We start from the raw sequence: 23,560 nt of genomic DNA on the forward strand, positions 1-23,560 counted from the left end.
TTTATTATTTTTATATTATAAATAAAATTTAAATGATTGAAGCAATCAAGAATAAAAGAGACATTCATTCTCTCTTTACGCTTTATTTTTTATCTACTATACTTCGCCCACTTAATCAGGAGATCTTTTACTATGACCATTCCCTCAGCACCCGGCGTGTTTGACATTTTACCTATAAGTACAGAAGAGCCTTGGCGTAATTCCTACCTGTGGAACTATATTGAAAATATCATACGTGAGACGGCTACCGCGTATGGTTATAAAGAGATACGTACTCCTATCTTTGAGAGAACTGAACTTTTTATACGAGGAGTAGGTGAATCAAGTGATATCGTCTCCAAAGAAATGTATACTTTTCAAGATAAAGGAGATAGATCTCTCACTTTGCGCCCTGAAGGAACAGCCCCTGTCATTCGAGCTTTTATTGAGCATCAACTTCATACTCAAGCTCCTATCCATAAGATGTTTTATATAGGGCCTATGTTTCGTTATGAGCGCTCCCAAGCTGGGCGTTATCGCCAGCATCATCAATTTGGCGCTGAGGCTATAGGAATTTCAGCGGCAGAGCAAGATGCTGAGCTTATCGATTTAGTCTATAACGTCTATCAAAAATTGGGGCTAAAAAATTTACAAGTACATATTAATTCTTTAGGCAATCCAGAAAGCCGCCAGTTATTTAAAACTTCTTTACAAGCTTATTTAAAAGGTTGCTATGATCAGTTGTCTAAAGATAGTCAGCGACGTTTTACCCTCAATCCGTTAAGAATTCTTGATTCAAAAGATCCTCAAGACCAAGCGATTGTAAAAGATGCCCCTCATATACTAGACTTTTTAGACGAAGAAAGCGCCACGCACTTTGCAGCAGTTAAACGTCTACTTAATAAACTCCACATTCCTTATTTTATTAATCCCCGGCTTGTACGTGGCCTTGATTACTATAACAAAACTGTATTTGAGATCACGTCTGGCGAATTAGGCGCTCAAAATAGTGTAGGAGGCGGAGGCCGCTATGACGGTTTAATGAAAACTTTGGGGGGACCCGATCTGCCTACTATAGGATTTGGAACCGGCCTTGAAAGAATTTTGCAAACAATGTTAAAGCAACAAACTTGGATCCCACCTGTTCCTGCCTTAGAGGTCTTTCTTATACCTCTTGGAGAACAAGCTAAAGAGGTGTGCTTTTCTCTTTTACATGACTTGCGCCTCCACGACATTCCTAGCGACATGGATTTGAGCGGCAAAAAATTAGCTAAGGTCATGCACTATGCGAATCAGCTACAGGCAAAACATGTGGTCATTATAGGTGAAGAAGAGCTTAAAAACCAGGAAGTTAATCTTAAAAATATGCATTCAGGAGAAAGCGTAAAAATCCCTTTAAACAACCTAGCGAAAATCTTAAGGCTGGATTTTAAAAATGAGGATTTTTTGAAATTAATAAAGGATATTAGTCACTCTTTAAAAAATTCTCATGCTGTGGAATTTTTTATCCAGAAACTAGAGCATAAAGTAGAAAGCACTCAAGAAATGGTAGAGGGCCTTAAAGAGACAATGTTAAAAATGAAAAAAATTACCGATTGTTAGAGGAGTTATATGGTTACTTATCGCCGCACATTTAATTGTGGCAGCTTAAGAAAAGAGCATATTGGGCAGACCGTCACCTTGGCCGGATGGGTTCATCGTCGTCGGGATCATGGAGGCTTAATATTTATTGACTTGCGTGATCGATTTGGCCTTACGCAGCTGGTTTTTGATCCTGAAAAAAATCCTCAAGCCCATGGAGATAGCGAAAAACTACGTGCAGAGTATGTCATTGCTATTCAAGGAACAGTTATCCCTAGGCAAGAAGGCATGGCAAATTTAAAGCTTTCTACAGGGGAAATTGAAGTTCAGGTCTTAACAATTGAATTGCTTTCTAAAGCCAAAACACCTCCTTTTTCTATCTGCGATGAGCAGATTGAAGTAAATGAAGAATTACGTCTTAAATATCGCTATCTTGATATTCGGCGTGGTGAGATTGCCAACAGGCTTGTTAAAAGGCATCAAGCCATGTTAGCGACAAGGCATTATTTGGATAAAAATGGATTCCTTGAAATTTCTACCCCCCTTTTAGGAAAATCTACCCCTGAAGGAGCCCGCGATTATTTAGTCCCTTCGCGCATTTACCCTGGATCCTTTTTTGCTCTTCCGCAGTCTCCGCAGATATTTAAGCAGCTATTAATGGTAGCTGGCATGGATCGTTATTTCCAGATAGCCCCTTGTTTTCGTGATGAAGATTTACGTGCAGATCGCCAGCCAGAGTTTACCCAAATAGATCTGGAAATGAGCTTTGGAACAGCAGAAGATCTTATTCCTCTCATTGAAGGCTTATTAAAGAAGATTTTTAAAGATTGTAATGAGACGGATATTCCTGTGGGCTTTCGTCGCCTTTCCCATCAAGAATGCATGAAACGTTTCGGCACCGATCGTCCAGATATGCGTTTTGGCATGGAATTAGTTGAGCTGCAAGACTTGGCTGCCCAATCTACCTTTGCAGTTTTCCAAGAGCAAATTAATAGTGGAGGCACAGTAAAAGGTTTATGTGTTAAAGGCGGTCATGATATTTCGCGTAAGAATATCGAAGAATATACTGATTTTGTGGGACGTTTAGGAGTAAAAGGGCTCGCTTGGATGAAAATGCAAGAGGGAACATTATCCTCTAGTATTACCAAGTTTTTCTCTAACGAACTGCAAAAAGAACTTATCCATAGAATGGGCATGGAAAATGGAGATCTTCTTTTTATGATTGCCGATTCTAAATCCCGTACTAACCAAGCATTAGACCATCTAAGGCGAAGGTTGAGCCGAGACAGAAATTTAATTAAACCCCATCAGCTAGAATTTGTATGGGTGACAGATTTTCCCTTGTTTGCTTGGGATGAAGACCATCAACGTTTAGTCAGTGAACACCATCCTTTTACCTCCCCTCATCCAGATGATTTGCCTCTATTGGATACAGAGCCTTTAGCTGTACGTTCATCAGGATACGATATTGTGCTTAACGGATATGAAATTGGAGGAGGCTCTCAACGCATTCATAATAGTGACTTGCAAAAGAAAATATTTGAGCTTCTCAAATTATCCGCAGAAGAGCTAGAAATTAAATTTGGATTTTTCCTTGAGGCTCTTAGCTATGGAACGCCTCCCCATTTAGGAATCGCTCTAGGATTAGACCGAATCGTCATGATTCTAAGCCAAACAGAAAACATTCGTGATGTGATCGCTTTCCCTAAAACTCAGAAAGCTAGCGATTTAATGCTTGAATGTCCTGCAAACGTTTCCTCTGAGCAATTAAAAGATCTTAAATTAACTATCGAAGAACCTGGATTTTCGTGGACATAATTTAGGTAATTAACCTAACGTGTTGTATATTCAAAAAGAATGGAGGTTTGATCGCGCTATGCTAAAAAAAACAAAACTTTTAACTCTGGCCGGTGTTAGTACCGCTCTTGTATTAGGAACTTTAGTTGCTCATGAAGATACAACATCTCATTCAGCGAAAAGCTCTCTTCCTAATGCCAATAGCCACACCAGTTCTAATAACGAAATCGATATGAAAAAGCTATCTGAAGCTTTTGGTCACTTCATCGGCAAAAACTTAAAAAGCCCTGGGGTAGCTTTTGATTTAGATAGCATTATCAAAGGCATGCGTGATGGAGCAGAGGGCAAGGCTGGACCCATGAGCGATCAAGAATATGAAGCTCTCATGTTTAAAGTGCAAGAGCAGGCTTTTGCCAAGCTATCAGAGGATAATTTGAAAGCTGCTGAAGCTTTTATGGCAAAAAATGCTCAGGAAACCAATGTACAAACAATTGTGCCAGGAAAACTGCAATATGTAATCCTACAGGAAGGCACAGGCACAGTTGTAGATGAGCATGGAACTCCTAGCATTAACTATACTGCCAAGTATATTGATGGAACTGTTTTCGATAGTTCTGAAGCCACTGGTGGACCGGTCACCATTCCCTTAGACCAGACAACCGCAGGTTTTAGCAAAGGGATCAATGGAATGAAAGAAGGCGAAAAACGACGTTTATTTGTCCATCCAGATCTAGGATTTGGTAAAACAGGCCAGCTGCCTCCCAATTCAGCTATTATTTTTGAAGTTGAGGTAGTAAAAGCTAAAGGAGATATAAAAAATTTGAAAGATATCCCTGAGGCTGCTGAAGAAGAAATGCTTTTACTTGAAGAAAGCGAAGCAACCGACTCGAAAAAGTAAATTTATAATAATAAGAAAGGCTGCACAACAGTAAAAGTGCAGCCTTCTTACTCACTCTACCCTCTTTATTTATATCACCTGTGAAAATAGTTCTCTACCAACCCTGCATTCCTCAAAATACTGGCAATATTGTACGCACATGTGCAGTAACTGGCAACGACCTAGTTCTAATTCCACCTTTGGGATTTAGTATAAGTGATCGATGGCTCAAAAGATCTGGTTTAGATTATTGGGAAGGCGTCAATGTTGAACTTATTGAAAACTTAGAGGAGCTGCTAGAAAATTCTTGCCATTCTTTTACTTTTTTCTCTAGTAAAGCCACCCGTTTACATACGGAAGTAAACTATCAAGCTAATGATTACCTTATTTTTGGATCTGAAACAAAAGGATTACCTCCTGCCTTTTTCCAAAAATGGCCAGAACGCTTTGTGCGCATTCCTATGATTGAGGGGGTGCGTTGCTTAAATCTAGCCACTTCCGTCGGGATAGCTGTCTATGAAGCCTGGAGACAAAATCATTTTGAGGGAAAGTCTTAAAGCCCTTGTTTTACCTTTATCTGTATGCACCTTATTAAAGAAATTCTAAAGCTCATAGCTTAAATCTCTATAAAGAAAAATTAGATCTATGTATCCATGATTAAGCTAATGTTAAATCGGATGAATAAGGCAAAAGAAAGGTCTTAAGATATCTTTTAATAGGCTTTAGAAAAACTATGTCTGCATCTCAAACTCTTTAAAAGCTGTTTCTCGCATTAAGGATAGAATTTTACTAAAAGTATGTATAAGGAGTTGCTCAGAAGCGTATAAACAAGCAAAAGGCAAAAAAAATTAAATGGGTTAGAGCGTAAGCCTTCTTGCCTTGCAGGGCAAAAAGGCCACACTACAGGGATCTACTTTACTCTTTTCTACCTGAACGCATAGATGAGCTACGCCCACCCTCTTTTAAAATTAAAGGCTCATCGTAATAGCATTTTTAAGATCTTGTTTAGATTTTACTCCTACAAAGCGCTTAATCTCCTGGCCTTCTTTAAAAACGATAAGGGTAGGGATAGAAGTCACCCCATATTGAGCTGTAACTTTTTGAGCTTTTTCAATATCTACCTTGGCTATGGTAGCTTTTTCGGCCAGCTCTCCTGCTAATTCTTCAATTATTGGGGCTATCATCTTACAAGGACCACACCAATCAGCAAAGAAATCTACCAAAGTCACTCCTGTTGCTATAGTGGTTCCAAAGTTATCATCATCTAAATGCTTTAAATGTTCTGACATGCAATTCTCCTTAAAGTGTATGGCATCTTCAACTGTATCTTATCCTATGCTGTTATTTTTGGGCGAGGTTCAAAAAAAAAGATTACAGAGAATTTTTTTATAAAGTAAGGTTATTAAAAAATTTAAATTTCTTTGCTGTATAAAAGCTTTAACCGTTAAAAGTGTAGGTGGTTTTCTTAACTAGAAGGTATTGTTCGCCTAAATCCTTGGCCTTGTTTACTTGAGAAATTTAAAATCTCTTATCTTATGGGCTTCTCTTCTACACTTTCTCTTGCGGAGGACAACTTAACGGCTTTTTTACCAACAATTCACTGAAAGCAGGAGTGAATTTTTCGAAATGGGAAATCAATGCCCTTGAAAAATAAAAATTTTAATCCTATAAGTCTCTAAAAACATACTTCTTATAGCTAGCTTAGCTATATAGATAAAGAAGCTAAAAGCTTTTTATGATTTTTAAATTCTTTTAATCCAATCTTTAAATTCAAAAGATATATGTTGAGTTTTACAAAACTTTTCAATATTATCTTTTCAATCGTTTGGTGGCCGTTTTAATGATATCCCTACGTATATTTACGCTTATTCATATTGCTTGTTTCCTGCTTTACTTCACCTTAAGTGCTAACGAGGATAGGTTAATGCCCATAAAAGAAGTCCCTTTAATCCTTAATATGGAGAATTTAGAAGATCTTCCCAAAAATTTTCGGATGACTACCCCCTGTTATTTACATAAGCACAGCAATCCTTCCCTTCCCTCCCTCGAGGGCCTTCTCAATTTAAATGCTTCGGCAAGCGGACAGTTTTCAGCCAATGGCCTTATTCAAATTTTAAAGACTATCCCTTATAACCGCATTATGGTAATTGATTTACGTGAAGAATCCCATGGTTTTATCAATGGCATGGCAGTAAGCTGGTATGGCGAAAGAAATTGGCATAACAAAGAAAAAACTTTTGAGGAAATTAAGTGGGATGAAAATGAAAGATTGCAGAAGCTGTTAAAAAATCAGCAGGTGCATCTTTATGACAAATATACTTTTAATCCTTCCTCTAGCGTGCATGTTAAAGAAGTTTATACAGAAAATGATTTAATCTGCAAAATGGGAATTCACCATGTACGCCTTCCGTTGACCGATCATGTTAAACCTGGCGATAAGCAAGTCGATTCTTTCATCGAACTTATAAAGGCTTATCATCTGACCCAAGAAAATCCAGGTTATTGGCTCCATTTTCATTGTGCCGCTGGTAGAGGGCGAAGCACAGCCTTGATTGCTATGTACGATATGATCCGCAATGCTTCAAAGGTTTCTTTTAAGGATATCCTTAAACGCCATGCTATGATTGGAGGCAAAGATTTAACTGCACCTTTTGAAGTAAACGACTGGCGATACCCTTACCATTTTGAAAGGCTAGAGTTTATGAAAAATTTTTATAAATATTGCCTAGACAATCCTAACCTCGAGCAAAATTGGTCCTCTTGGATTAGTAAACTAAAATATTAACCCCTCTTTTCCCTTAATTTTAATATGTCAAACCCCTTACCTTATCTCGTCTTAGCTTATTATCATTTTCCCCATTTACCTGATCCACAAGCAGAAGTAACCGCCCATAAACAGTTCTTTGAGGGACGCGATGTCACTTGCCGTATATATATTTCAGAAAATGGAATTAACGGCCAAATGTCAGCCTCTCGGGAAGATGGTCAAGCTTATATGGACTGGATGCATGCTAGGCCAGAATTTAAGGATATTCATTTTAAACTTCATGAATATCATGAACATGCTTTTCCGCGCTGCACTGTCAAATATCGCAAGCAACTGGTAGCTGTGGATGAAAGGATAGATTTGAGTAAACGTGGCGAGCATGTCTCCCCTCAACGATGGAAGGAGATGCTTGAAAAAAAAGACGACCATATCCTCATCGATGTAAGAAATGATTATGAGTGGAAAGTTGGCCACTTTGAAGGAGCGGAACTTCCTCCTTGTGAAACCTTTAAAGATTTCAAGCATTACGTAGAAGACCTTAAAGAGAAAATAGACCCTCAAAAAACCCCTGTCATGATGTACTGCACCGGAGGTATTCGCTGTGAACTTTATTCTTCCATTCTTATTAAACAGGGCTTTGACAAAGTTTATCAATTAGAAGGAGGCATCATCAATTATGGCTTACAAGAAGGTAGCAATTATTGGTTAGGCAAACTTTTCGTCTTTGATGATCGCTTGACTGTACCTATCAGCGATGAAGAGACAAAGACTATTGCCACCTGTCATCATTGTAACCAACCTTGTGATACCTATTTAAATTGTGCTAATATGGATTGTAACGATTTATTTATATGTTGTAATGAATGTTCAAAACAATATTTGGGATGTTGCCAAGAGCAGTGCCAACAGGCGGAAAGAGTACGTCCTTTTCAAGAAGATAAACCGCATAAACCTTTTAGGAAAAAGCATAAATATATAAATATAGCCTCCAACACTCTCAAATAGACTTTAAATAGTGTATAAACGCTCTAAGGGTCAACTTATTTATATATATTCTATTCATAAGCTAGTAGGGAAGGGAAATGTCTAGATTTTCTCTTTATTTTCCTGGCAATATCTAATAAGGCTTATCATACGCTTTTGCGTTTCTTCTAGTATGACTGTCAAGCCGGGTTTAATCCCTTTTTCTGACAGTTCAAAAGCTTTCATAGTATTGCAGATACGGCCATCTAAACGTATGCCAATACCCTTAAGACCTACCATATTGCCCCAATCGCCAAACATCTCTAACGTCATTTCGCAAGCAGTAATCATAAAGATAACTTGTTTCTCAGGATAAAGATGGACAATCTCAAAAATTTTTCCTCCTATGTAATGAATAGTAGGAATAAATAGAGGGATAATCGTCTCTTTTTTTTGAGGCATGGACCGCTTTCCCAATAAAACATTGTTGGCAAACAGCATGGGCAGGATCATGAATACATTCATCTGTGAAACGACCAGATGGGCATTCAAAAGGTTTATGACAATAAGAAAACCCTAAAATTAGTAAAGTATTGGATTTTTTTAATAGCATTTTAAATTCTTCTTCATCCTGAAGGCCATAATAAAAAAAATCGCCTTCTTTTTTATAAGGCTTAGGCTTTAAAATAGATTTTAGAAATGCCCATCCATATTTTAAAGGATGTTTGAAAAAGCCTTTACGTATAGCACCTTGATGGTCTTGGGTAATCATCCACTTTAAGCTTTTCCATTTAAGATTTTTAGAGGTCTCTTTGGTTATGCCAGGCATAGCAGGCAATTGCTTTAACCTCTTAATAGGATGTTCTTTTGCTGCTTTGTTAGCACGTTCATCCCAAGCCTGTTCGGCCTCGCTCCAGCTTGAATGATCATTCCACATTTTAAGTTTATTCATAAAACCTGTTATGATTTGTCTGTAGAAAAATTTAGTATATCTTTTTTTTAGGATATAAACAATTAGTAAAATATTTATGCCAGAAATAGCTTATAGCATCGATCAATCAGCCTCGGAGAAAGAAGGGCTATTGGCCGTAGCGCTTTTAGAAATACAACATGAAGGCTTTAACATAACTCTTCGCTCTTTTAACTCCCCTGCAACGACCACACGCTGGAGCCAATGGGCAACTTCTAAAGATAAAGATCCTCAACGCATTCTTACCTTAAGAGATGCTAAGCTAGAGAATGGGTATCTTAAAATTCCCTATAGTCAATCCATCCAAGCTCTCAAGCTATTGGCAGCTTCAGGAAAGCTTTTTTATAAGGGAAAGAAACTTATCTGCGATTTCTTTACGCCTGTAGAATTTTATTATCGCATTCATGATCAGAGAGCTCATGGCATGCTAAAGTATTTAGACCAAGAGTTTAATTTATCAGCTTGCGATTTTATTTGCCGGGGGTCCAACCATTGGTTCATTAAAGGAAATATTCTTAAGCTTATCCATACGGAGATTACCTGGAAAGAGCTTAAGCAAATTTATCAAGAACCCCTTGAGTTTTCTTTAAGCTGCTTACTTGAAAGCAGAAAAACAGTAGATGCAGATGTAGAATCCCTTGCACGGATTGTTTATACAGGCAATAAACAGGAGTACGATCAGCAGGCTCAGCAGCCGCTTCCTTTGCTGATCCTTAAAGATCGCTCTGGGGCTTTTGCAGACCTATGGATGGATTATGGTGACGATAAGCAATGGCCCTTTCATGATACAAATATAAACGCTCACAAGCGTGAACTAGGGGCTGAAAAGAATTGGGAGAAAGATCTTTTAGAGACAGGGTTTATCCAAAAATTAGTTGGCCACTCTCACTACTATTGCCCTCTTGATCAAGTAGCTAAATCATTAACATTTTTGTTAGAGATTGGTTGGCATATTAAAGATTACCAAAGAAAAAAAGTTTATCTTTTGACTCAAAGCCATTTAGATATTTCTATGGAGGGAAAAGAGATCATCACGCGTGGAACATTTCATTTTGATACTTACCAAGCTCCTCTTCAAGAAGTAGCAGGAGCTTTTAATAAAAGTGAGCGTTTTGTTCAAATTGGCGAAGAAGCCATAGGCTTACTTCCCGAAAAATGGGAACTCGAAGGAGTTCCTACTCTTTTTAGAGAAGGAGAAATTATTACGGAGGGTATAAGGCTAAAAAAACATCAATTAAGAGTTTTAGAAGACCTCTTTCATGCTTCCTCTCATCTTTCTTTAGATGCAGCAATAAGCAAATTAAAAACTGAACTGCAAACCTTGGCTGAACTTCCTTCTGTAAATCCTAGCCCTTTATTTCAAGGTTCCTTACGCCCTTATCAGCAACAAGGCCTCAACTGGTTAAACTTTTTAAAGCATTATGGATTTAATGGAATGTTATCTGATGATATGGGCTTAGGTAAAACCGTGCAGGTTTTAGCTTTTTTGTCTCAATTAGAGCATTCTAGACCTGTATTAATTATCATGCCCACTTCCTTGATATTTAATTGGCAACGAGAAATAGAGCGTTTTCTTCCCCATAAAAAGATTATATTACATCATGGTCCATTAAGAGCCTTGACGGAAGGCGATTTAACTAGTGATACTATTATTTTAACATCCTACGCTACGATGCGCCTTGACCTAGCGTTATTAGCTCCTATTGAATTTGCTGCCCTTATCTTAGATGAAGCTCAAGCGATTAAAAACTCCCTTACTCAAGTAGCAAAGGCGGCTTATCAATTACAAGGAGACTTTCGCCTACTCTTAACCGGCACGCCTATCGAAAATCATTTAGGAGAAATATGGTCCCACTTTCATTTCCTCATGCCCGAACTTTTAGGCGAGGAGAAAGACTTTTGTGCTGGTTTAAAAGCAAGCCAATCAGATAGCCGCTACTTACAAAACATTAAGAAAAAAATTCATCCTTTTGTATTACGCAGAAAGAAAGCAGAAGTAGCCAAAGATCTTCCCGCCTGTATCGAACAAACCGTATGGGTAGAGATGCCCCCCTCTCAAAGAAAAATTTATGATAGCTATTTAGCAGGAATTAAAAGCCATTTGTTTACCAAAGTAAATATTGAGGGATTGTCTAAGCATCGCCTGGAGGTATTTGAAGCCATTCTAAGATTAAGGCAAATCTGCTGCCACCCTCTTTTAATTTCCTCTCAATTAACTGAAGATGAACAGCTAGAATGCACGAGCGGAAAAATGGAGGCTTTTTTGCAGGATGTGAGCAACGCGATTGCAGAAAAAAGTAAAGTATTGATTTACAGCCAATTTACTTCCATGCTTCATCTTATTGCTCGTGAATTTAAAGCAAGACAGTGGAGCTTTGTCTATTTAGATGGCCTTACTAAAGATCGTGAAAAGGTTGTTAACCAGTTTCAGGATAATGCCGATATTCCTTTATTTCTTATTAGTTTAAAAGCAGGAGGAACGGGTTTAAATCTAACGAAAGCCGATCATGTCATGATTTTTGATCCTTGGTGGAACGAAGCTGCTGAAAAGCAAGCCATTAACCGTGCTCATCGCATTGGAAGAAACACGCCTGTATTTGCTAAGCGGTATGTGACTATAGAAACTATCGAGGAAAAAATCATGCGCTTAAAAGAGCAAAAAAAGTCAATGATAGACACTCTTTTTGAAGAAGATGGCTCCTTTGCTCAATTAACCTTACAGGATTTAACTTATCTATTAAATTAAGTAAGGGCTTTGTAACGCTTTCCCTGTTCTGGCTCTAGCAAAGCCCTTCTCTTTACTCCGTACGACAAGAGAAAGTACCAGCCAGTGTTTTTATTTCTCTTTTTTTAAAAGCTAAAGTAGCCATCGCCTCTCCTTTTGGTGAATTAATAGGCTCTTCAAGGAGCAGGCAGGCAAAAAGATTTCCTAATAAGGAGCTGTGCATACCTTTAATTTGGGGCTCAATTAAGGGCTTAAGGAGTCCCATCTCCTTTTATTTTTCTATTGATTGACCCCGGGATGTAAATCATTTTTGAGCCTTTATTTATCCTTTCCAAGTGGATGAATACTTTTAATTCCATTGCACCGATTTATAGATTTTCTTCCCCTTCTTCACCCATATGCCCGCTTTGATAGATCTCTTGAGCGGTTAACTTAACAGTCTCCAATCCTCCTTCAAAACCTACTAGACGCATCAGACGATCTACTTCATAAAGTTCTGAATACATTTGATCATTTACGGATTCTAATACGGCAATCTTTTTAATTAATTCTGCTTTAGTCATAACTACCTCCCTCATTAAAAATGTGATATACTTTTCTTAATGCAAAAGGCATGCCATCCGTCTAAAAAGAGAAAAATTCTATCTATCTCTTTCACTTTTAAAGCATTAAAAAAAATTAGTTAATTTAAATTTCTTTATTTTTTTAAAAGGCATTTGTCTTTTAAGTGAATTCCTCCTTTTTTTACGTGGTGTATTTTCATAAGATTGCTTTGCTTCCCTACTCTAAGGACTAATATTTATAGCTAAATTTACCAAACCAGTAGTGAGAAGTATTTTTGTAAATGTTCACGAGATATAAAAGATTTTTTAGAAGATAGAAGATATTGGTTGCTTGGTACGAACCGCAGGGATAACGCTTGCCAGAAAATCTAGCATAAATTTTCCTTAGGAATAAAGAGGTGCGATAGAACTAGGGAGAACTTTCTTCCATCTTTTGCCGTAGGTAGGCTGGCTATCTAGACACACCTCACATACAATGACAGGATTTGTTAAAAATTCTTTCGCGGAATTAGAGGTCATAGGAAGAGCAGGATCTTTCAAGTAAGCACGAAAATGTTTGCTCTGCTTTAAAAGCTTGCGGGAAAACTTCCGCAATTTATTAGTGCTACTCCATCACTGTAGCGCTTGTAATCCTTCTTGTAGACAATACCACTTAAGGTAGCCTCCAGACTACAGTTTAAGCACACTGACTGATTTGGCCTTTTTCTAAGTGGGGTTTATCTTTAAAAAGCTCTTGCAAATTATCACTTAGGGCTCCTATCTGTGCATCCTCTAAAGATATACTGGGCTGTTTTGCTTGCCCGTGTCTATTATGGAACAGATGAGCTAAGCAATACTGTTTGATCTTTACCTTAATTTGAGGAATAGTTGAACCTCGATCACTCACTAAGCAATGAATCTTCTGGCCGACTAGCACTTTTAGAGTAACGCCATTTTTAATAAGCTCTTCATCCATAAGCAATCACATTTCCTACACCTAGTGCTAGCAAATGTTTGTTGGTGACGGCCTGAAGCCAACTCATCATATCTATACCCACAAGCTTTTAGAAAAATTGAAAAACTTATCTTTGCCTTAAGCATGGCTCTTAGCCGGGCGTATAAACTAGGCAATACAGCCACAAACATAGTCCCTAACCTCAGGTTACCCAATTAACTTAAAGGCATGGGCTTTGTAAGGCTTTTTCCTCTTTTAACTTTAACAAAACTCTCCTCTCTATATGACATGAAAAAGCACCAGCCAGTGTTTTTATTTCTCTTTTTTTAAAAGCTGAAGTAGCCATCCTCTCCCTCTTCGTTGAAATGTTAGGAGCTTTAAGGAGCAGGCAGGTAAAAAGATTACTGTGAAGAGAAGGGCCCATTCTTTTTATATGGCGTTTTTGTAATGACTTAAGAGCGCTCCTCTCTTTTTTATCTTCATTCCCCTCAATCCAAACATATAAACTATCTTGAACTTTCATCTTTTACCTCTTATATTGGAAAATATCTCTAATTAAGTTTAGTTTAAGAAATTTCTTCTCCTTCTTCACCAATATGTTCGCTTTGATAGAGTTCTTGGGCAGTTAGCTTAACAGTTTCCAATCCTCCTTCAAAACCTACTAAACGCATCAGACGATCTACTTCACAAAGTTCTGAATACATTTGATCATTCACTGATTCTAACACGGCAATCTTTTTAATTAATTCTGCTTTAGTCATAACTCCTCCCCTCATTAAAGATGTGATATACTAGCTTTAATGCAAAAGGCGTGCCATCTATCTAAAAAGAAAAAAGTTTCTTATATCTCTCTCATGGATACTAACTTATAAAAGCGGCATTGCTTACTAAAGGATATCGCTAGACGCCTAGATTCTCGCAAGTACACCTAGTTAAATTCCGTTTTTCTTGGTTTGAAAGTGCGTGAGATTAATGCGAGAATAATTAATATCTTTGATGGCCAGATAAAGTTTATATCCATGATGCTTTCTTACTCCTCAGTACTCTGCACCACGATCGGTCATCTTAGAACACAAATATCTTGTTCTTCAAGCCAAGCGATGACTGAGCATTTAAACATATTCGTTGCTACTCACGCATTTTTTCTATTGTAAGGTTTGATAGGAACCACCTTAAGATAAGGTATCGATTGTTCACTATTGATAAACGCCTTTTACGCTTAATAGTTCCTACTTAAGTAAGTAACTATAAGATATTAAATGCCTAGATGTTCAGTTTCAATTTCGCCAGGCGCTTCTTTTTCTTCCCTAGCTTTGTGAGAGCTTGTAGCTGGTCTTTTTATTAATATCATTCCTTCTTAAAGCCATCTTACGCTTCTCACCTTTTTAAGGCTTTTTTTGAAAAAATTTTAAAGATTGCCTCAGGAGCCAAGCAAAATACATCTCTCCCAGCAAAATGAAAGCTGCTTGTTTCTTCATGCTCATTACATACTCTTAATTGTCTATAAGCAGGCTTCTGAAAGGCAAAATCTACACCAATTTTTTTTGATAAGCTCGCCCAATCTGTTTCTTATGCTAAGGCTTTTAGGGCCATATCTTGAAAAGCTGCTTCTCCACCTATTTCATACAACTCTTTGGATATTAAAGCTCTTTGAAATCTTCCTTTCTCCTAACAGAGCTCCGAAATACATCTTCTAATGTTTCAGCTCGCTTTAAAAACATTTAAGCTTATTTTTTGATAACTTTTTGATGAGTTGCTAAATTTGACATTTTGATTCTTCTTAGGGGTCTTAAGCTCCTTACCATAACTTCACCCCTATCCCTGCACGGCATAACTTTAAGCTTTAGGGCTTTTAAAGAATATTTTCTTTATTTCTGTTACAGTTAGGGACTATCTATTACAAAGAAAGACATTTTTAGAAAAATTCCCTCTTGGCTAAGCTTTATCTTCAGGCAAATTAGTAATAGTATAGCCTTTTTTTATAATTTCAGTAGCGGTAGCTTTAACTGTATCTACTCCCCCTGCAAAACCAATAAGCTTCATTAATTGATCAATATAAGTAACTTCCGTACTTAGCTGATCGTTAATAGACTCAAGAAAAGCAATTTTTTGCTCTAATTGTTTTTTGTTCATTTTTTTCCTTCTTGCTTTCATACCTTATATATTTTTATGAATAGTTAATTGTAATAGTTGGAAACATTCCCATATCCACTATAAATCATACCCTCTGCTGTTGTCTTAAGGGTATTAATACCATTCGCAAATCCAATCATTTTCATAAGCTCATGAATGTTTTCAATTTCAGTTATTAAAACATCATTCATCGATTCCAAGTGGGCTAGCTTTTTGTGTAACTCAGCGTTTTTCATTTTTAATCCTTTAAGGTATGACAAAAAAAAGACATCCTCTACTAAAACATTTGTATGTTAAATTTATTTAAAGAATCGATCAAAATCAGGTAAACGCTTCATAGCATTTTCTTAGCACATTTCTCAGTTTTTTCCCTAAGAATTTAAAAAATTCTTTATCATTCCTGAGAATGATCTTGCAAGATATCTCTGGCAACTTCTTTAACTGATGATAATCCTCGAGGAAAACCGACGGATTTAAGAAGTTTATCGATATAAGCCAACTCCGTACTTAATTGATCTTCTACAAATTCCAAATAAGCAATTTTTCTAGCCAATTGATCTTTTGTATCATTCTTCTTCATAGTACCCCCCTTTCCTTGTTGAGTGTTGTAAGATGATAAGCAAAATAGATGCCAAAAACAGGTACTATTTAAAAAATATTTAATTTAGGTGCATGATCCGCCTCTAATAAGGCAGATGCTCGTAGTTTTAGAAAAAGCTTTTCTAAGCCTTTGATAGAGAGAACAAAGCCTTTAGAAGAAAAGCTTTATGAATTTGCGCTTTCTAACTCATCTTACGCAGATATAGAATTCCCTTGTAAATTATGTAATTCTTGATAAGCCATCTGATTGGCTTTAAAGAGTAGTTTATATTTTAAAGCAAAGTGATCGAGAGGGGTTTTAATTTTTAGAAATTCAAGCTTGCAGTAAGCAATAAGAGAGGCAAAAATATGATTTCTTTGGGAGCGAGCAATTTCGTTGGGTAACTTCTCAAGGCTAGCATTCTGCTTTATCGATTTGTGATAATCTTCTATGCGTCACCGTTTGTGATAAATTCCATAGATGCGGTCAGCCTCATGATTTAGATCGTTAGTCACAAGGTGAAGAATGTCTGTGAAGCTATCTTCGTTCTTGAAAATCTTTGTGATTAAAACTATAGGAAAAGCTAACTCTTTCATGCCAGACTATTCTTTTATCTCCATCTTTGAAATTAAACGTATTTGTAATACTGGCCTTTTTTCCTTTGTTCTTCAGAAAAAACAATTAATCGATTAGACTCTATACCAAATATAAACATCTTTTCGATTTTATAGTGGATAAATTCCATATTATCTTTAGCGCCAAACCAATTATCCGCTAGCACATACTCAAACTTCGCTTGATTGGTAACTGCTTGCTGGGTAAGGGCTCTAAAATGTTGGTTTTTAGTAATGGATGGCTGTCTTTTTTCTTTCTTTGTTTTCACGTCGCAAAAGTGCATATCTCTCCTAATTACTTCAAAGCCGATGGGAAAGGTATAATCTCCATAACTACTAAAGCTAGAAAATGGATTAATGCCTTTTACGTGATCTTCCTGGGGTGTGAGAAAAATGCCAGCAGACGATTTCGTTTTCATCCGTATAGGGGTTTTCTTCTACTGGATCGTCAATCATCAACACACCTCCTTTACCTTGTTCTAGATGACGCACTTGCTTTTTAACATGCTGCCATAGTTCTTTTAAGCCCCACGGATTATTATTAAGAAAACGGGTGATTTTATCATGGCTAATCTGGCCATCTAAAAAACTTGGATAGCGCTGTGGCTAGGGCTTGTTGATTTTGGCTGATAAGATAATCTGTATAAATATCAAAAAGATCTAGTTTCATTTTTTTTATCTTCTTTTCAAATAAAAAATATCCTTAGAATAATTTTTTCAATTCCTCTGCGGGTAAGACGAGTAGGTAATTCGGATTTGCCAAGCTATGGAACGTACAAGCCACATGCATGACTAACTTTTTTTATATTATACAGTCTATTAATTAAAAATATTTTTAAAGCTTTTTGCTATGCGTTGCAGAGAATGTTGCTGGCTTGCGGGCATTTCTTTATAAGTTAGTCCAATTAATGCATTTAAAGTTTCAATTATTAAGTTATTAAGTTGTGTAGTGGCTTGTTGAGAATAACTGGAAGCATTTTCTAAAATTAATGCGTAAATATCATTAAATTTTTCTCTAAGCTCAGAAAGCTCTGTTATTTTGCCAATTTGGTAAATATTACTCTCAATCGCTTGGAAGCCTAGCTCATTTTTAACTCCTCTCCTTATTTGCTTTCCACTTCTCTCTTGATTTGTTTGTTGAGCATCTAAGGCCGTGCGGGCTCTTTCTGTTTTTTTTTCTTTGCCCTTTATTATGCTTCCTAATGGCTCCTTCATTTCTTCAGGAAGAGCCTGAATTTCTGGAAGATCGTCTGCTGCTTCGCGAGTTTCAAGGATTAGGTAATTGAAGTTCTTAGAAGCTTCGGAAAGCAGTTTATTACCCAAAATTTGAATCCCTTGTGCAATGTGTATATTTTCTCCTAACGAGCCTGGTGAAGAGGAAGAGCTTAAGTGCGCTCTACCGGCGATGACTATGACTTTTTCATAAGATTTTAATGCGACGCTAATATTTTCTACCATAGCCTGATTTCTTGATGGATGACTCATTGCAAGTAAGTCATTTGCTGTGTGCCCCAGTGCTTGCATAAATATAAGAGTTTGATTGAGCAATTTAAGGGGAAAGATAGCAATTTCTGGTGCAGTAATTGTGTTTTGCTCATCTTTTTCTTGTAAAGCTTCTATAGGCTGAAGAATGGTTTTTAAATTACTAGCACTCTCTTTCAATATATTTTTAAATTCTTCTTTGTCTAGCCTTGTTGAAGGCCATTCTTCTATGTAACTAGCTAATTCGTCGGTTACCTGGGTTAAATGCTGCATCGTGCGGTACATACCGTCGCACATAGCGCCTAAATTATCCGGATTGTCTAAATATATTTTAATCGTTTCTGCCATGTCCTTATTACCATCGTCTGTCACTTCCCCTAAGAATCTATTTAAAATTTTCCATGTTTCTGGAGAATCCCAGGATGAAAAGTCAACTTTATCCACATATTTTTCTAAATGAGAGCTTAATACTTTTGCGCTTCGATTAAAAGCTTGTCCTTCTACTAGGATGGTTGCTTTATCTGTTATATGTGTAACAAGAAGGGTAGTCACAAGCTGATGAATTTTTTCAGTAGATTGATTATGAGTTTCACCAATTAAGATCACATGGGCTTGATTAACTTTCTGCGCCAGGTTTCCTTTACCCATATTACTTCCGACTTCAGAAAAATGTTTTAATAGCGATTCTGTAGATCCTTGAGAATCTGAATAAGGATTGAACTGCATGAGCTTTCTTCCTTTTGATTATTAAATATGTTTTTCTAATGTCTTACAATTATTTATTATATCAAATAATTTTATTAATAATTAAATATTAATTTAATTAATTACTTTTAATTATTAATTGTATGATTTCTACAAAGTTACATTAAAATTTTTAATATAATCTTATATTAAATTCATTAACAGACAGCTATGCCTAAATGGAGAAGGTTCTAATGAAAAAGATGTGAAGATTTCTTAAGCGGCCACCCGTGCGGGCTAATTAAGCCGTTGAGGTTAAGAAGTAAATGTTAATCAAAAAGCCCTGCAAATAGAAAAAATAGCTATTTGGAAGCGTTTTTGGCGGTGTAGATGCTTTATAAAATCTCCTCTAAAGCCTTATATATCTTTTGGCCGCTTACAATGTAGACATAAATAATTGTAGTAGATAGATAATATTGCTATTTGCTAAAGTTTGTAACTTAGAAAGACTATTTGCGTTGAGAATGATTTTTAACCCTATTAATCAAGGATTCATTACAATGGGATGCTTTTTTTTTAACTTTAATCCTTTTAATTGTATAGATCTGCACCCTTGGCGTCTTATTACTGAGTCCCCTCCCTCAATAAAAACGATACCAGAAGAAGTGATTGTGCATATTTTTTCTTTTCTCTCCCCCAAAGAGCTTGTGAATGCTCAGCAAGTATGTAAACACTGGAAAAGAATAGGAAATGAAGAGACATTGTGGAAAAGACATCATCAACAGCAGTTCAAAGACAAACCTTTACATATTAGCTTTTATCCAAAAGTACTTCGGTCCTTTAGAAATAGTTATCTTGTTTACAGCCGGTTCGAATTAATAGACCGGAAAGTTAAGCTAGAGGCTGCTTCTTTGCGCGCCCATCCCGATTATAATGGAAGAAGTTTTTCCGAGCTGCTGTTATTGATGAATCAAAGTCAAAGCTTTAATCATCAAAAGAGCTTAAAGTTGTAAGGGAAGGCGGGCAAAGAGAATAAGGCTGATAAGATAATCTGTATAAATATCAAGAAGATCAAGTTTCATTCTTTTCTCCTTTTTTCCTGACTTTGACACTTGTTTGACTTAAGACGTTGATTATCAATGCTCGTTGTTTCGAAAGATGGCAATATTGCCACTACACTACATCGAACTAACGCTCATTCATTACCATTTCCCCTGGATGTTTAAGCTTTAAGGTTTGAAGAATTTCTTTAGATAATCCTTTTGCTGGTGTTCTTAGCAAGATAGGCTTCCCATTTACTTCTAATAGAGAAGCTTCTAATTCGCCAATAGCCTCCCTTATTTTTTCAACAGTATGATCTGCTCCTTTTCTAATTAGGGCGATCTCTAAATTACGATGCATAACAAAGGCAAGGAAACAAAGCACGATATGTCCCATGATTCTTTCGGGACTGGATAAGTAGATGGGCCTAATTTCCAAAGAATGCTTCATGACGCGGAAAGACTCTTCCATTTTCCATAGCCGATGATAGCTAGAAAGGATCTCGTCTTTTTTCATACCCTGCTTTGAAACCTGAATTCCATAAAATCCATCCCATTGCTTATCTTCATTAATTTTTTCTAGATCTAATCCTAGCGAGGATGCTTGTTTTTTTTCATTTTTTAGATATCTGTTAGCGCCTTTTTTCGATTCTAAAGAAGCTGTACCCTGATCTAACTTTTCCATAGCTTTGTGAATTAATCGCTCTCTATCTTTTCGATCTTTTTCTGCTCTCTTTAAGCTCCATGTGCAAATAATTCTTTCCTTCAAAATCTGTTGCTTCTTCTTATTGTCTTCTACATATTCGACAACATTATCAAACTCAATTTCTCGATATTTCAAAATATTTCCATCGCTTTCATTAATGGTTTGGTATTTCTTGATATCTAATATTTGCTTTTGCAAGCTTTTATTTAGGCTCTTTAATCTGCATCCCATAAGGTAATCATAGTCTCGATCCTTAATTCTTTTCAGATTTAACTTTGAGTTAATGCCTCTATCAGCAACAATCATGACGTGCTGAATTTTGAATCTTTCTTGCAGGGTTTTGAGCGCCTCTTCTAATGTTTTACTTTCAAAGGTGTTTCCAGGAAATATTCCTAAAGCTATGGGGCGCCCCTCTTGATCAACCAACATTCCTACAACAACTTGCACTTCTCCAAATTTAGCATCTTTACTGAATCCAAAATCTCTTAAACTATCCGGCAAAGCTCCTTCAAAATAAAGAGTCGTGACATCATAAAAAACGACATCCACCTTCATTCCAAAGCGATCGACATGCTTTAGAAAAATTAAATTCTCTATTTCTTTTTGAAAAGATGAAAGGTAATCTAAAACTCGGTAAATATGATGAAGAGGGATGGCATGGGTCCCCAAAAATCGATTTTGCTTAAGATAAACTTGAAGTTTACTAGAGGGCGCCATCAACCGTGAAATGACTTCTAAAAAAATGACCTCTTTGTAATCGAATTCTACTTTGGTCGATCCAAAAACAGTATCTAAGATTGCATCCATTCCATATTGCTTCCAGATATGTCTATAAATAAATTCTGCTCCCCAATTGATGCGCTCTATTTCTCTTATGGTGGGAATATTTGCAGAAAATGCTCCTAAACCTTTTAATGATTCGCAAAGGCGGCTAAGTACACCTTTTTGAAGAAGATGATCTAATCGCCCCAATTGTGCAATGGTTCGGTGTTTAACTTTTCCGTTCTCTCGGAAAGTCTCTACTAAACTAAGATAAACAAAATTTTTTGATCGAGTCTTCTTGATAAACATACTCACATTTTATATTTAAGTACTTTATTTTCAAAGAAATATATAAAATAGTTGTCACTACAAAATCTTATCAAAAATTTAACTTATTGAAAATAAAACACTTATAAAACAGAAGTGTCAAAGTCAGGAGAATAAGGCTGATAAGATAATCTGTATAAATATCAAGAAGATCAAGTTTCATTCTTTTCTCCTTTTTTCAAAGAAAATAATATATCCTTAGAATAATCTATTCAACTCATCTGTGCGTAAGGTGTGTAACTTAAAAAGATTATTTGCGTTGAGAATGTTTTTAACTCTATTAATCAAGGATTCATTATAATGGGATGCTTTTTTTTTTAACTTCAATCCTTTTAATTGTATAGATCTGCGCCCTTGGCGTCTTATTACTGAGGCCCCTCCCTCAATAAAAACGATACCAGAAGAATTGATTGTGCATATTTTTTCTTTTCTCTCCCCCAAAGAGCTTGTGAATGCTCAGCAAGTATGTAAACGCTGGAAAAGAATAGGAGATGAAGAGACATTGTGGAAAAGACATCATCAACAGCATTTCAAAGACGAACCCTTACATATTAGCTTTTATCCAAGAGTAGTTCGGTCTTTTAGGAATAGTTATCTTGTTTATAGCCGGAGCGAATCAATAAGACGGGAAGTTAAGCTAGAGGATGCCGCTTTGCGCGCCCATCCCGATTATAATGGAAGAGATTTTTCCGAGCTGCTGGTATTGATGAATTAAAGTCAAAGCTTTAATCATCAAAAGAGCTTAAGGTTGTAAGGGGAGGCCGGCAAAGAGAATAATGCTGATAAGATAATCTGTATAAATATCAAGAAGATCAAGTTTCATTCTTTTCTCCTCTTTTCAAAGAAAAATATACCCTTAGAATAATTTATTCAACTCATCTATGCGTAAGGTGTGTAACTTAAAAAGACTATTTGCGTTGAGAATGTTTTTAACTCTATTAATCAAGGATTCATTATAATGGGATGCTTTTTTTTTAACTTTAATCCTTTTAATTGTATAGATCTGCGCCCTTGGCGTCTTATTACTGAGGCCCCTCCCTCAATAAAAACGATACCAGAAGAAGTGATTGTGCATATTTTTTCTTTTCTCTCCCCCAAAGAGCTTGTGAATGCTCAGCAAGTATGTAAACACTGGAAAAAAATAGGAGATGAAGAGACATTGTGGAAAAGACATTACCAACAGCATTTCAAAGACAAACCCTTACATACTAGCTTTTGTCCAAAAAGAATTCGAACTTTTAGAAATAGTTATCTTCTTTATAGCCTGTGCAAATCAATAAGACGGCAAAGTAAGCTAGAGGTTGCCTCTTGGCGTGCCTCTCCCGCATATAATCCAATTTTTTCCGAAAGGCTGTTATTGATGAATCAAAGTCAAAGCTTTAATCATTAAAAAAGCTTAAGGTTTTGAGAGGAGACGGGCAAAAAGAATAAGGCTGATAAGATAATCTGTATAAATATCAAGTTTCATTTTTTTCTCCTCTTTTTAAAGAAAAAATACATCTTTAGAATAATTTATCCAACTTATCTGTGCTTAAGGTGAGTAACTTAAAAAGACTATCTGCGTTGAGAATGTTTTTAACTCTATTAATCAAGGATTCATTATAATGGGATGCTTTTTTTTTTAACTTCAATCCTTTTAATTGTATAGATCTGCGCCCTTGGCATCTTATTACTGAGTCCCCTCCCTCAATAAAAACGATACCAGAAGAATTGATTGTGCATATTTTTTCTTTTCTCTCCCCCAAAGAGCTTGTGAATGCTCAGCAAGTATGTAAACGCTGGAAAAGAATAGGAGATGAAGAGACATTGTGGAAAAGACATCATCAACAGCAGTTCAAAGACGAACCCTTACATATTAGCTTTTGTCTAAAAACACCTCGGTCTTTTAGGAATAGTTATCTTTTTTATAGCCGGAGCGAATCAATAAGACGGGAAGTTAAGCTAGAGATTGCCTCTGTGCGCGCCCATCCCGATTATAAGGGAAGAGATTTTTCCGAGATGCTGGTATTGATGAATTAAAGTCAAAGCTTTAATCATTAAAAAAGCTTAAGGTTGTAAGGGGAGGCCGGCAAAGAG

General features: G+C 36.5%; 25 protein-coding genes. 11 read left to right on the forward strand and 14 right to left on the reverse strand.

Going from position 1 to position 23,560, the window contains the following annotated elements:
- Window positions 1-132: 132 nt before the first annotated feature.
- The 4 genes from hisS to DB42_RS09145 all read left to right on the forward strand — a co-directional run bounded on the left by hisS (window position 133) and on the right by DB42_RS09145 (window position 4,791).
- Complete coding sequence (gene hisS / locus DB42_RS09130) at window positions 133-1,581, forward strand: histidine--tRNA ligase (RefSeq protein WP_044882695.1); 1,449 nt, start codon at window positions 133-135, stop codon at window positions 1,579-1,581.
- Window positions 1,582-1,590: 9 nt separating this feature from the next.
- Window positions 1,591-3,378: an aspartate--tRNA ligase gene (gene aspS, locus DB42_RS09135; protein ID WP_044882696.1), complete on the forward strand. Its 1,788-nt coding sequence runs from the start codon at window positions 1,591-1,593 to the stop codon at window positions 3,376-3,378.
- Between the two features lie 58 nt (window positions 3,379-3,436).
- On the forward strand, window positions 3,437-4,255 hold the full coding sequence (locus DB42_RS09140) for an FKBP-type peptidyl-prolyl cis-trans isomerase (protein ID WP_044882712.1): 819 nt from the start codon (window positions 3,437-3,439) through the stop codon (window positions 4,253-4,255).
- A gap of 80 nt (window positions 4,256-4,335) precedes the next feature.
- Window positions 4,336-4,791 (forward strand): tRNA (cytidine(34)-2'-O)-methyltransferase, encoded by a 456-nt coding sequence (locus DB42_RS09145; RefSeq protein WP_044882697.1) that lies wholly within the window; start codon window positions 4,336-4,338, stop codon window positions 4,789-4,791.
- A 411-nt stretch (window positions 4,792-5,202) separates the two neighbouring features.
- Here the strand turns inward: DB42_RS09145 and trxA are convergent, their stop codons facing one another.
- Entirely contained in the window at window positions 5,203-5,523 is a 321-nt protein-coding gene (gene trxA / locus DB42_RS09150) for a thioredoxin (protein ID WP_039383738.1), read from the reverse strand.
- A 635-nt stretch (window positions 5,524-6,158) separates the two neighbouring features.
- On the opposite strand from trxA, the gene DB42_RS09155 reads away from it, so the two are divergent.
- Together DB42_RS09155 and DB42_RS09160 are read left to right on the forward strand one after the other, a co-directional pair.
- On the forward strand, window positions 6,159-7,019 hold the full coding sequence (locus DB42_RS09155) for a hypothetical protein (RefSeq protein ID WP_052436107.1): 861 nt from the start codon (window positions 6,159-6,161) through the stop codon (window positions 7,017-7,019).
- A 24-nt stretch (window positions 7,020-7,043) separates the two neighbouring features.
- On the forward strand, window positions 7,044-8,006 hold the full coding sequence (locus tag DB42_RS09160; protein WP_044882698.1) for a rhodanese-related sulfurtransferase: 963 nt from the start codon (window positions 7,044-7,046) through the stop codon (window positions 8,004-8,006).
- A gap of 81 nt (window positions 8,007-8,087) precedes the next feature.
- Here the strand turns inward: DB42_RS09160 and DB42_RS11630 are convergent, their stop codons facing one another.
- A complete protein-coding gene (locus DB42_RS11630; protein WP_238579023.1) occupies window positions 8,088-8,426 on the reverse strand; it encodes a hypothetical protein in 339 nt (112 codons plus the stop codon).
- The gene (locus DB42_RS09165; protein ID WP_238579024.1) at window positions 8,353-8,916 is read right to left on the reverse strand and encodes a hypothetical protein; all 564 of its coding nucleotides are present in this window, start codon (window positions 8,914-8,916) and stop codon (window positions 8,353-8,355) included. The genes DB42_RS11630 and DB42_RS09165 overlap by 74 nt, the downstream gene beginning before the upstream one ends.
- A gap of 76 nt (window positions 8,917-8,992) precedes the next feature.
- On the opposite strand from DB42_RS09165, the gene DB42_RS09170 reads away from it, so the two are divergent.
- Complete coding sequence (locus tag DB42_RS09170) at window positions 8,993-11,680, forward strand: DEAD/DEAH box helicase (protein WP_052436108.1); 2,688 nt, start codon at window positions 8,993-8,995, stop codon at window positions 11,678-11,680.
- Window positions 11,681-11,732: 52 nt separating this feature from the next.
- Here the strand turns inward: DB42_RS09170 and DB42_RS09175 are convergent, their stop codons facing one another.
- The 10 genes from DB42_RS09175 to DB42_RS09230 all read right to left on the reverse strand — a co-directional run bounded on the left by DB42_RS09175 (window position 11,733) and on the right by DB42_RS09230 (window position 18,691).
- Entirely contained in the window at window positions 11,733-11,924 is a 192-nt protein-coding gene (locus DB42_RS09175) for a hypothetical protein (protein WP_044882699.1), read from the reverse strand.
- A gap of 103 nt (window positions 11,925-12,027) precedes the next feature.
- Window positions 12,028-12,222: a hypothetical protein gene (locus DB42_RS09180; RefSeq protein ID WP_042241287.1), complete on the reverse strand. Its 195-nt coding sequence runs from the start codon at window positions 12,220-12,222 to the stop codon at window positions 12,028-12,030.
- A gap of 676 nt (window positions 12,223-12,898) precedes the next feature.
- The gene (locus DB42_RS09190; RefSeq protein ID WP_044882701.1) at window positions 12,899-13,177 is read right to left on the reverse strand and encodes a hypothetical protein; all 279 of its coding nucleotides are present in this window, start codon (window positions 13,175-13,177) and stop codon (window positions 12,899-12,901) included.
- A gap of 545 nt (window positions 13,178-13,722) precedes the next feature.
- A complete protein-coding gene (locus DB42_RS09200) occupies window positions 13,723-13,917 on the reverse strand; it encodes a hypothetical protein (protein WP_039383729.1) in 195 nt (64 codons plus the stop codon).
- 1,174 nt (window positions 13,918-15,091) lie between these two features.
- Complete coding sequence (locus DB42_RS09210; protein ID WP_238578398.1) at window positions 15,092-15,289, reverse strand: hypothetical protein; 198 nt, start codon at window positions 15,287-15,289, stop codon at window positions 15,092-15,094.
- A gap of 44 nt (window positions 15,290-15,333) precedes the next feature.
- The gene (locus DB42_RS09215; RefSeq protein ID WP_039383723.1) at window positions 15,334-15,525 is read right to left on the reverse strand and encodes a hypothetical protein; all 192 of its coding nucleotides are present in this window, start codon (window positions 15,523-15,525) and stop codon (window positions 15,334-15,336) included.
- Between the two features lie 158 nt (window positions 15,526-15,683).
- Window positions 15,684-15,869, reverse strand: coding sequence for a hypothetical protein (locus DB42_RS09220; RefSeq protein ID WP_044882704.1), 186 nt, complete (start codon window positions 15,867-15,869; stop codon window positions 15,684-15,686).
- A gap of 455 nt (window positions 15,870-16,324) precedes the next feature.
- Window positions 16,325-16,465 carry a hypothetical protein gene (locus DB42_RS11355; protein WP_155117494.1) on the reverse strand — a complete coding sequence of 47 codons (141 nt, stop codon included), beginning with the start codon at window positions 16,463-16,465 and terminating at the stop codon, window positions 16,325-16,327.
- 32 nt (window positions 16,466-16,497) lie between these two features.
- Window positions 16,498-16,767 carry a hypothetical protein gene (locus DB42_RS11035; protein WP_080502824.1) on the reverse strand — a complete coding sequence of 90 codons (270 nt, stop codon included), beginning with the start codon at window positions 16,765-16,767 and terminating at the stop codon, window positions 16,498-16,500.
- A 535-nt stretch (window positions 16,768-17,302) separates the two neighbouring features.
- Window positions 17,303-18,691 carry a hypothetical protein gene (locus DB42_RS09230; RefSeq protein WP_044882705.1) on the reverse strand — a complete coding sequence of 463 codons (1,389 nt, stop codon included), beginning with the start codon at window positions 18,689-18,691 and terminating at the stop codon, window positions 17,303-17,305.
- Window positions 18,692-19,209: 518 nt separating this feature from the next.
- Here DB42_RS09230 and DB42_RS09235 point away from each other — a divergent pair.
- Window positions 19,210-19,662: an F-box protein gene (locus DB42_RS09235; RefSeq protein WP_044882706.1), complete on the forward strand. Its 453-nt coding sequence runs from the start codon at window positions 19,210-19,212 to the stop codon at window positions 19,660-19,662.
- Between the two features lie 175 nt (window positions 19,663-19,837).
- On the opposite strand, the gene DB42_RS09240 is transcribed toward DB42_RS09235, so the two are convergent.
- A complete protein-coding gene (locus DB42_RS09240) occupies window positions 19,838-21,466 on the reverse strand; it encodes an IS1634 family transposase (protein WP_044882707.1) in 1,629 nt (542 codons plus the stop codon).
- Between the two features lie 412 nt (window positions 21,467-21,878).
- Here DB42_RS09240 and DB42_RS09245 point away from each other — a divergent pair, with 412 nt between their 5' ends.
- From DB42_RS09245 to DB42_RS09255, 3 genes are all read left to right on the forward strand, one after another.
- Window positions 21,879-22,199 carry an F-box-like domain-containing protein gene (locus DB42_RS09245; RefSeq protein ID WP_255359370.1) on the forward strand — a complete coding sequence of 107 codons (321 nt, stop codon included), beginning with the start codon at window positions 21,879-21,881 and terminating at the stop codon, window positions 22,197-22,199.
- A gap of 243 nt (window positions 22,200-22,442) precedes the next feature.
- Window positions 22,443-22,874: an F-box protein gene (locus DB42_RS09250; protein WP_044882709.1), complete on the forward strand. Its 432-nt coding sequence runs from the start codon at window positions 22,443-22,445 to the stop codon at window positions 22,872-22,874.
- Window positions 22,875-23,182: 308 nt separating this feature from the next.
- Window positions 23,183-23,503 carry an F-box protein gene (locus DB42_RS09255; RefSeq protein WP_255359371.1) on the forward strand — a complete coding sequence of 107 codons (321 nt, stop codon included), beginning with the start codon at window positions 23,183-23,185 and terminating at the stop codon, window positions 23,501-23,503.
- Window positions 23,504-23,560: the final 57 nt, after the last annotated feature.

This window comes from Neochlamydia sp. EPS4, from assembly GCF_000813665.1.
Lineage (GTDB): Bacteria > Chlamydiota > Chlamydiia > Chlamydiales > Parachlamydiaceae > Neochlamydia.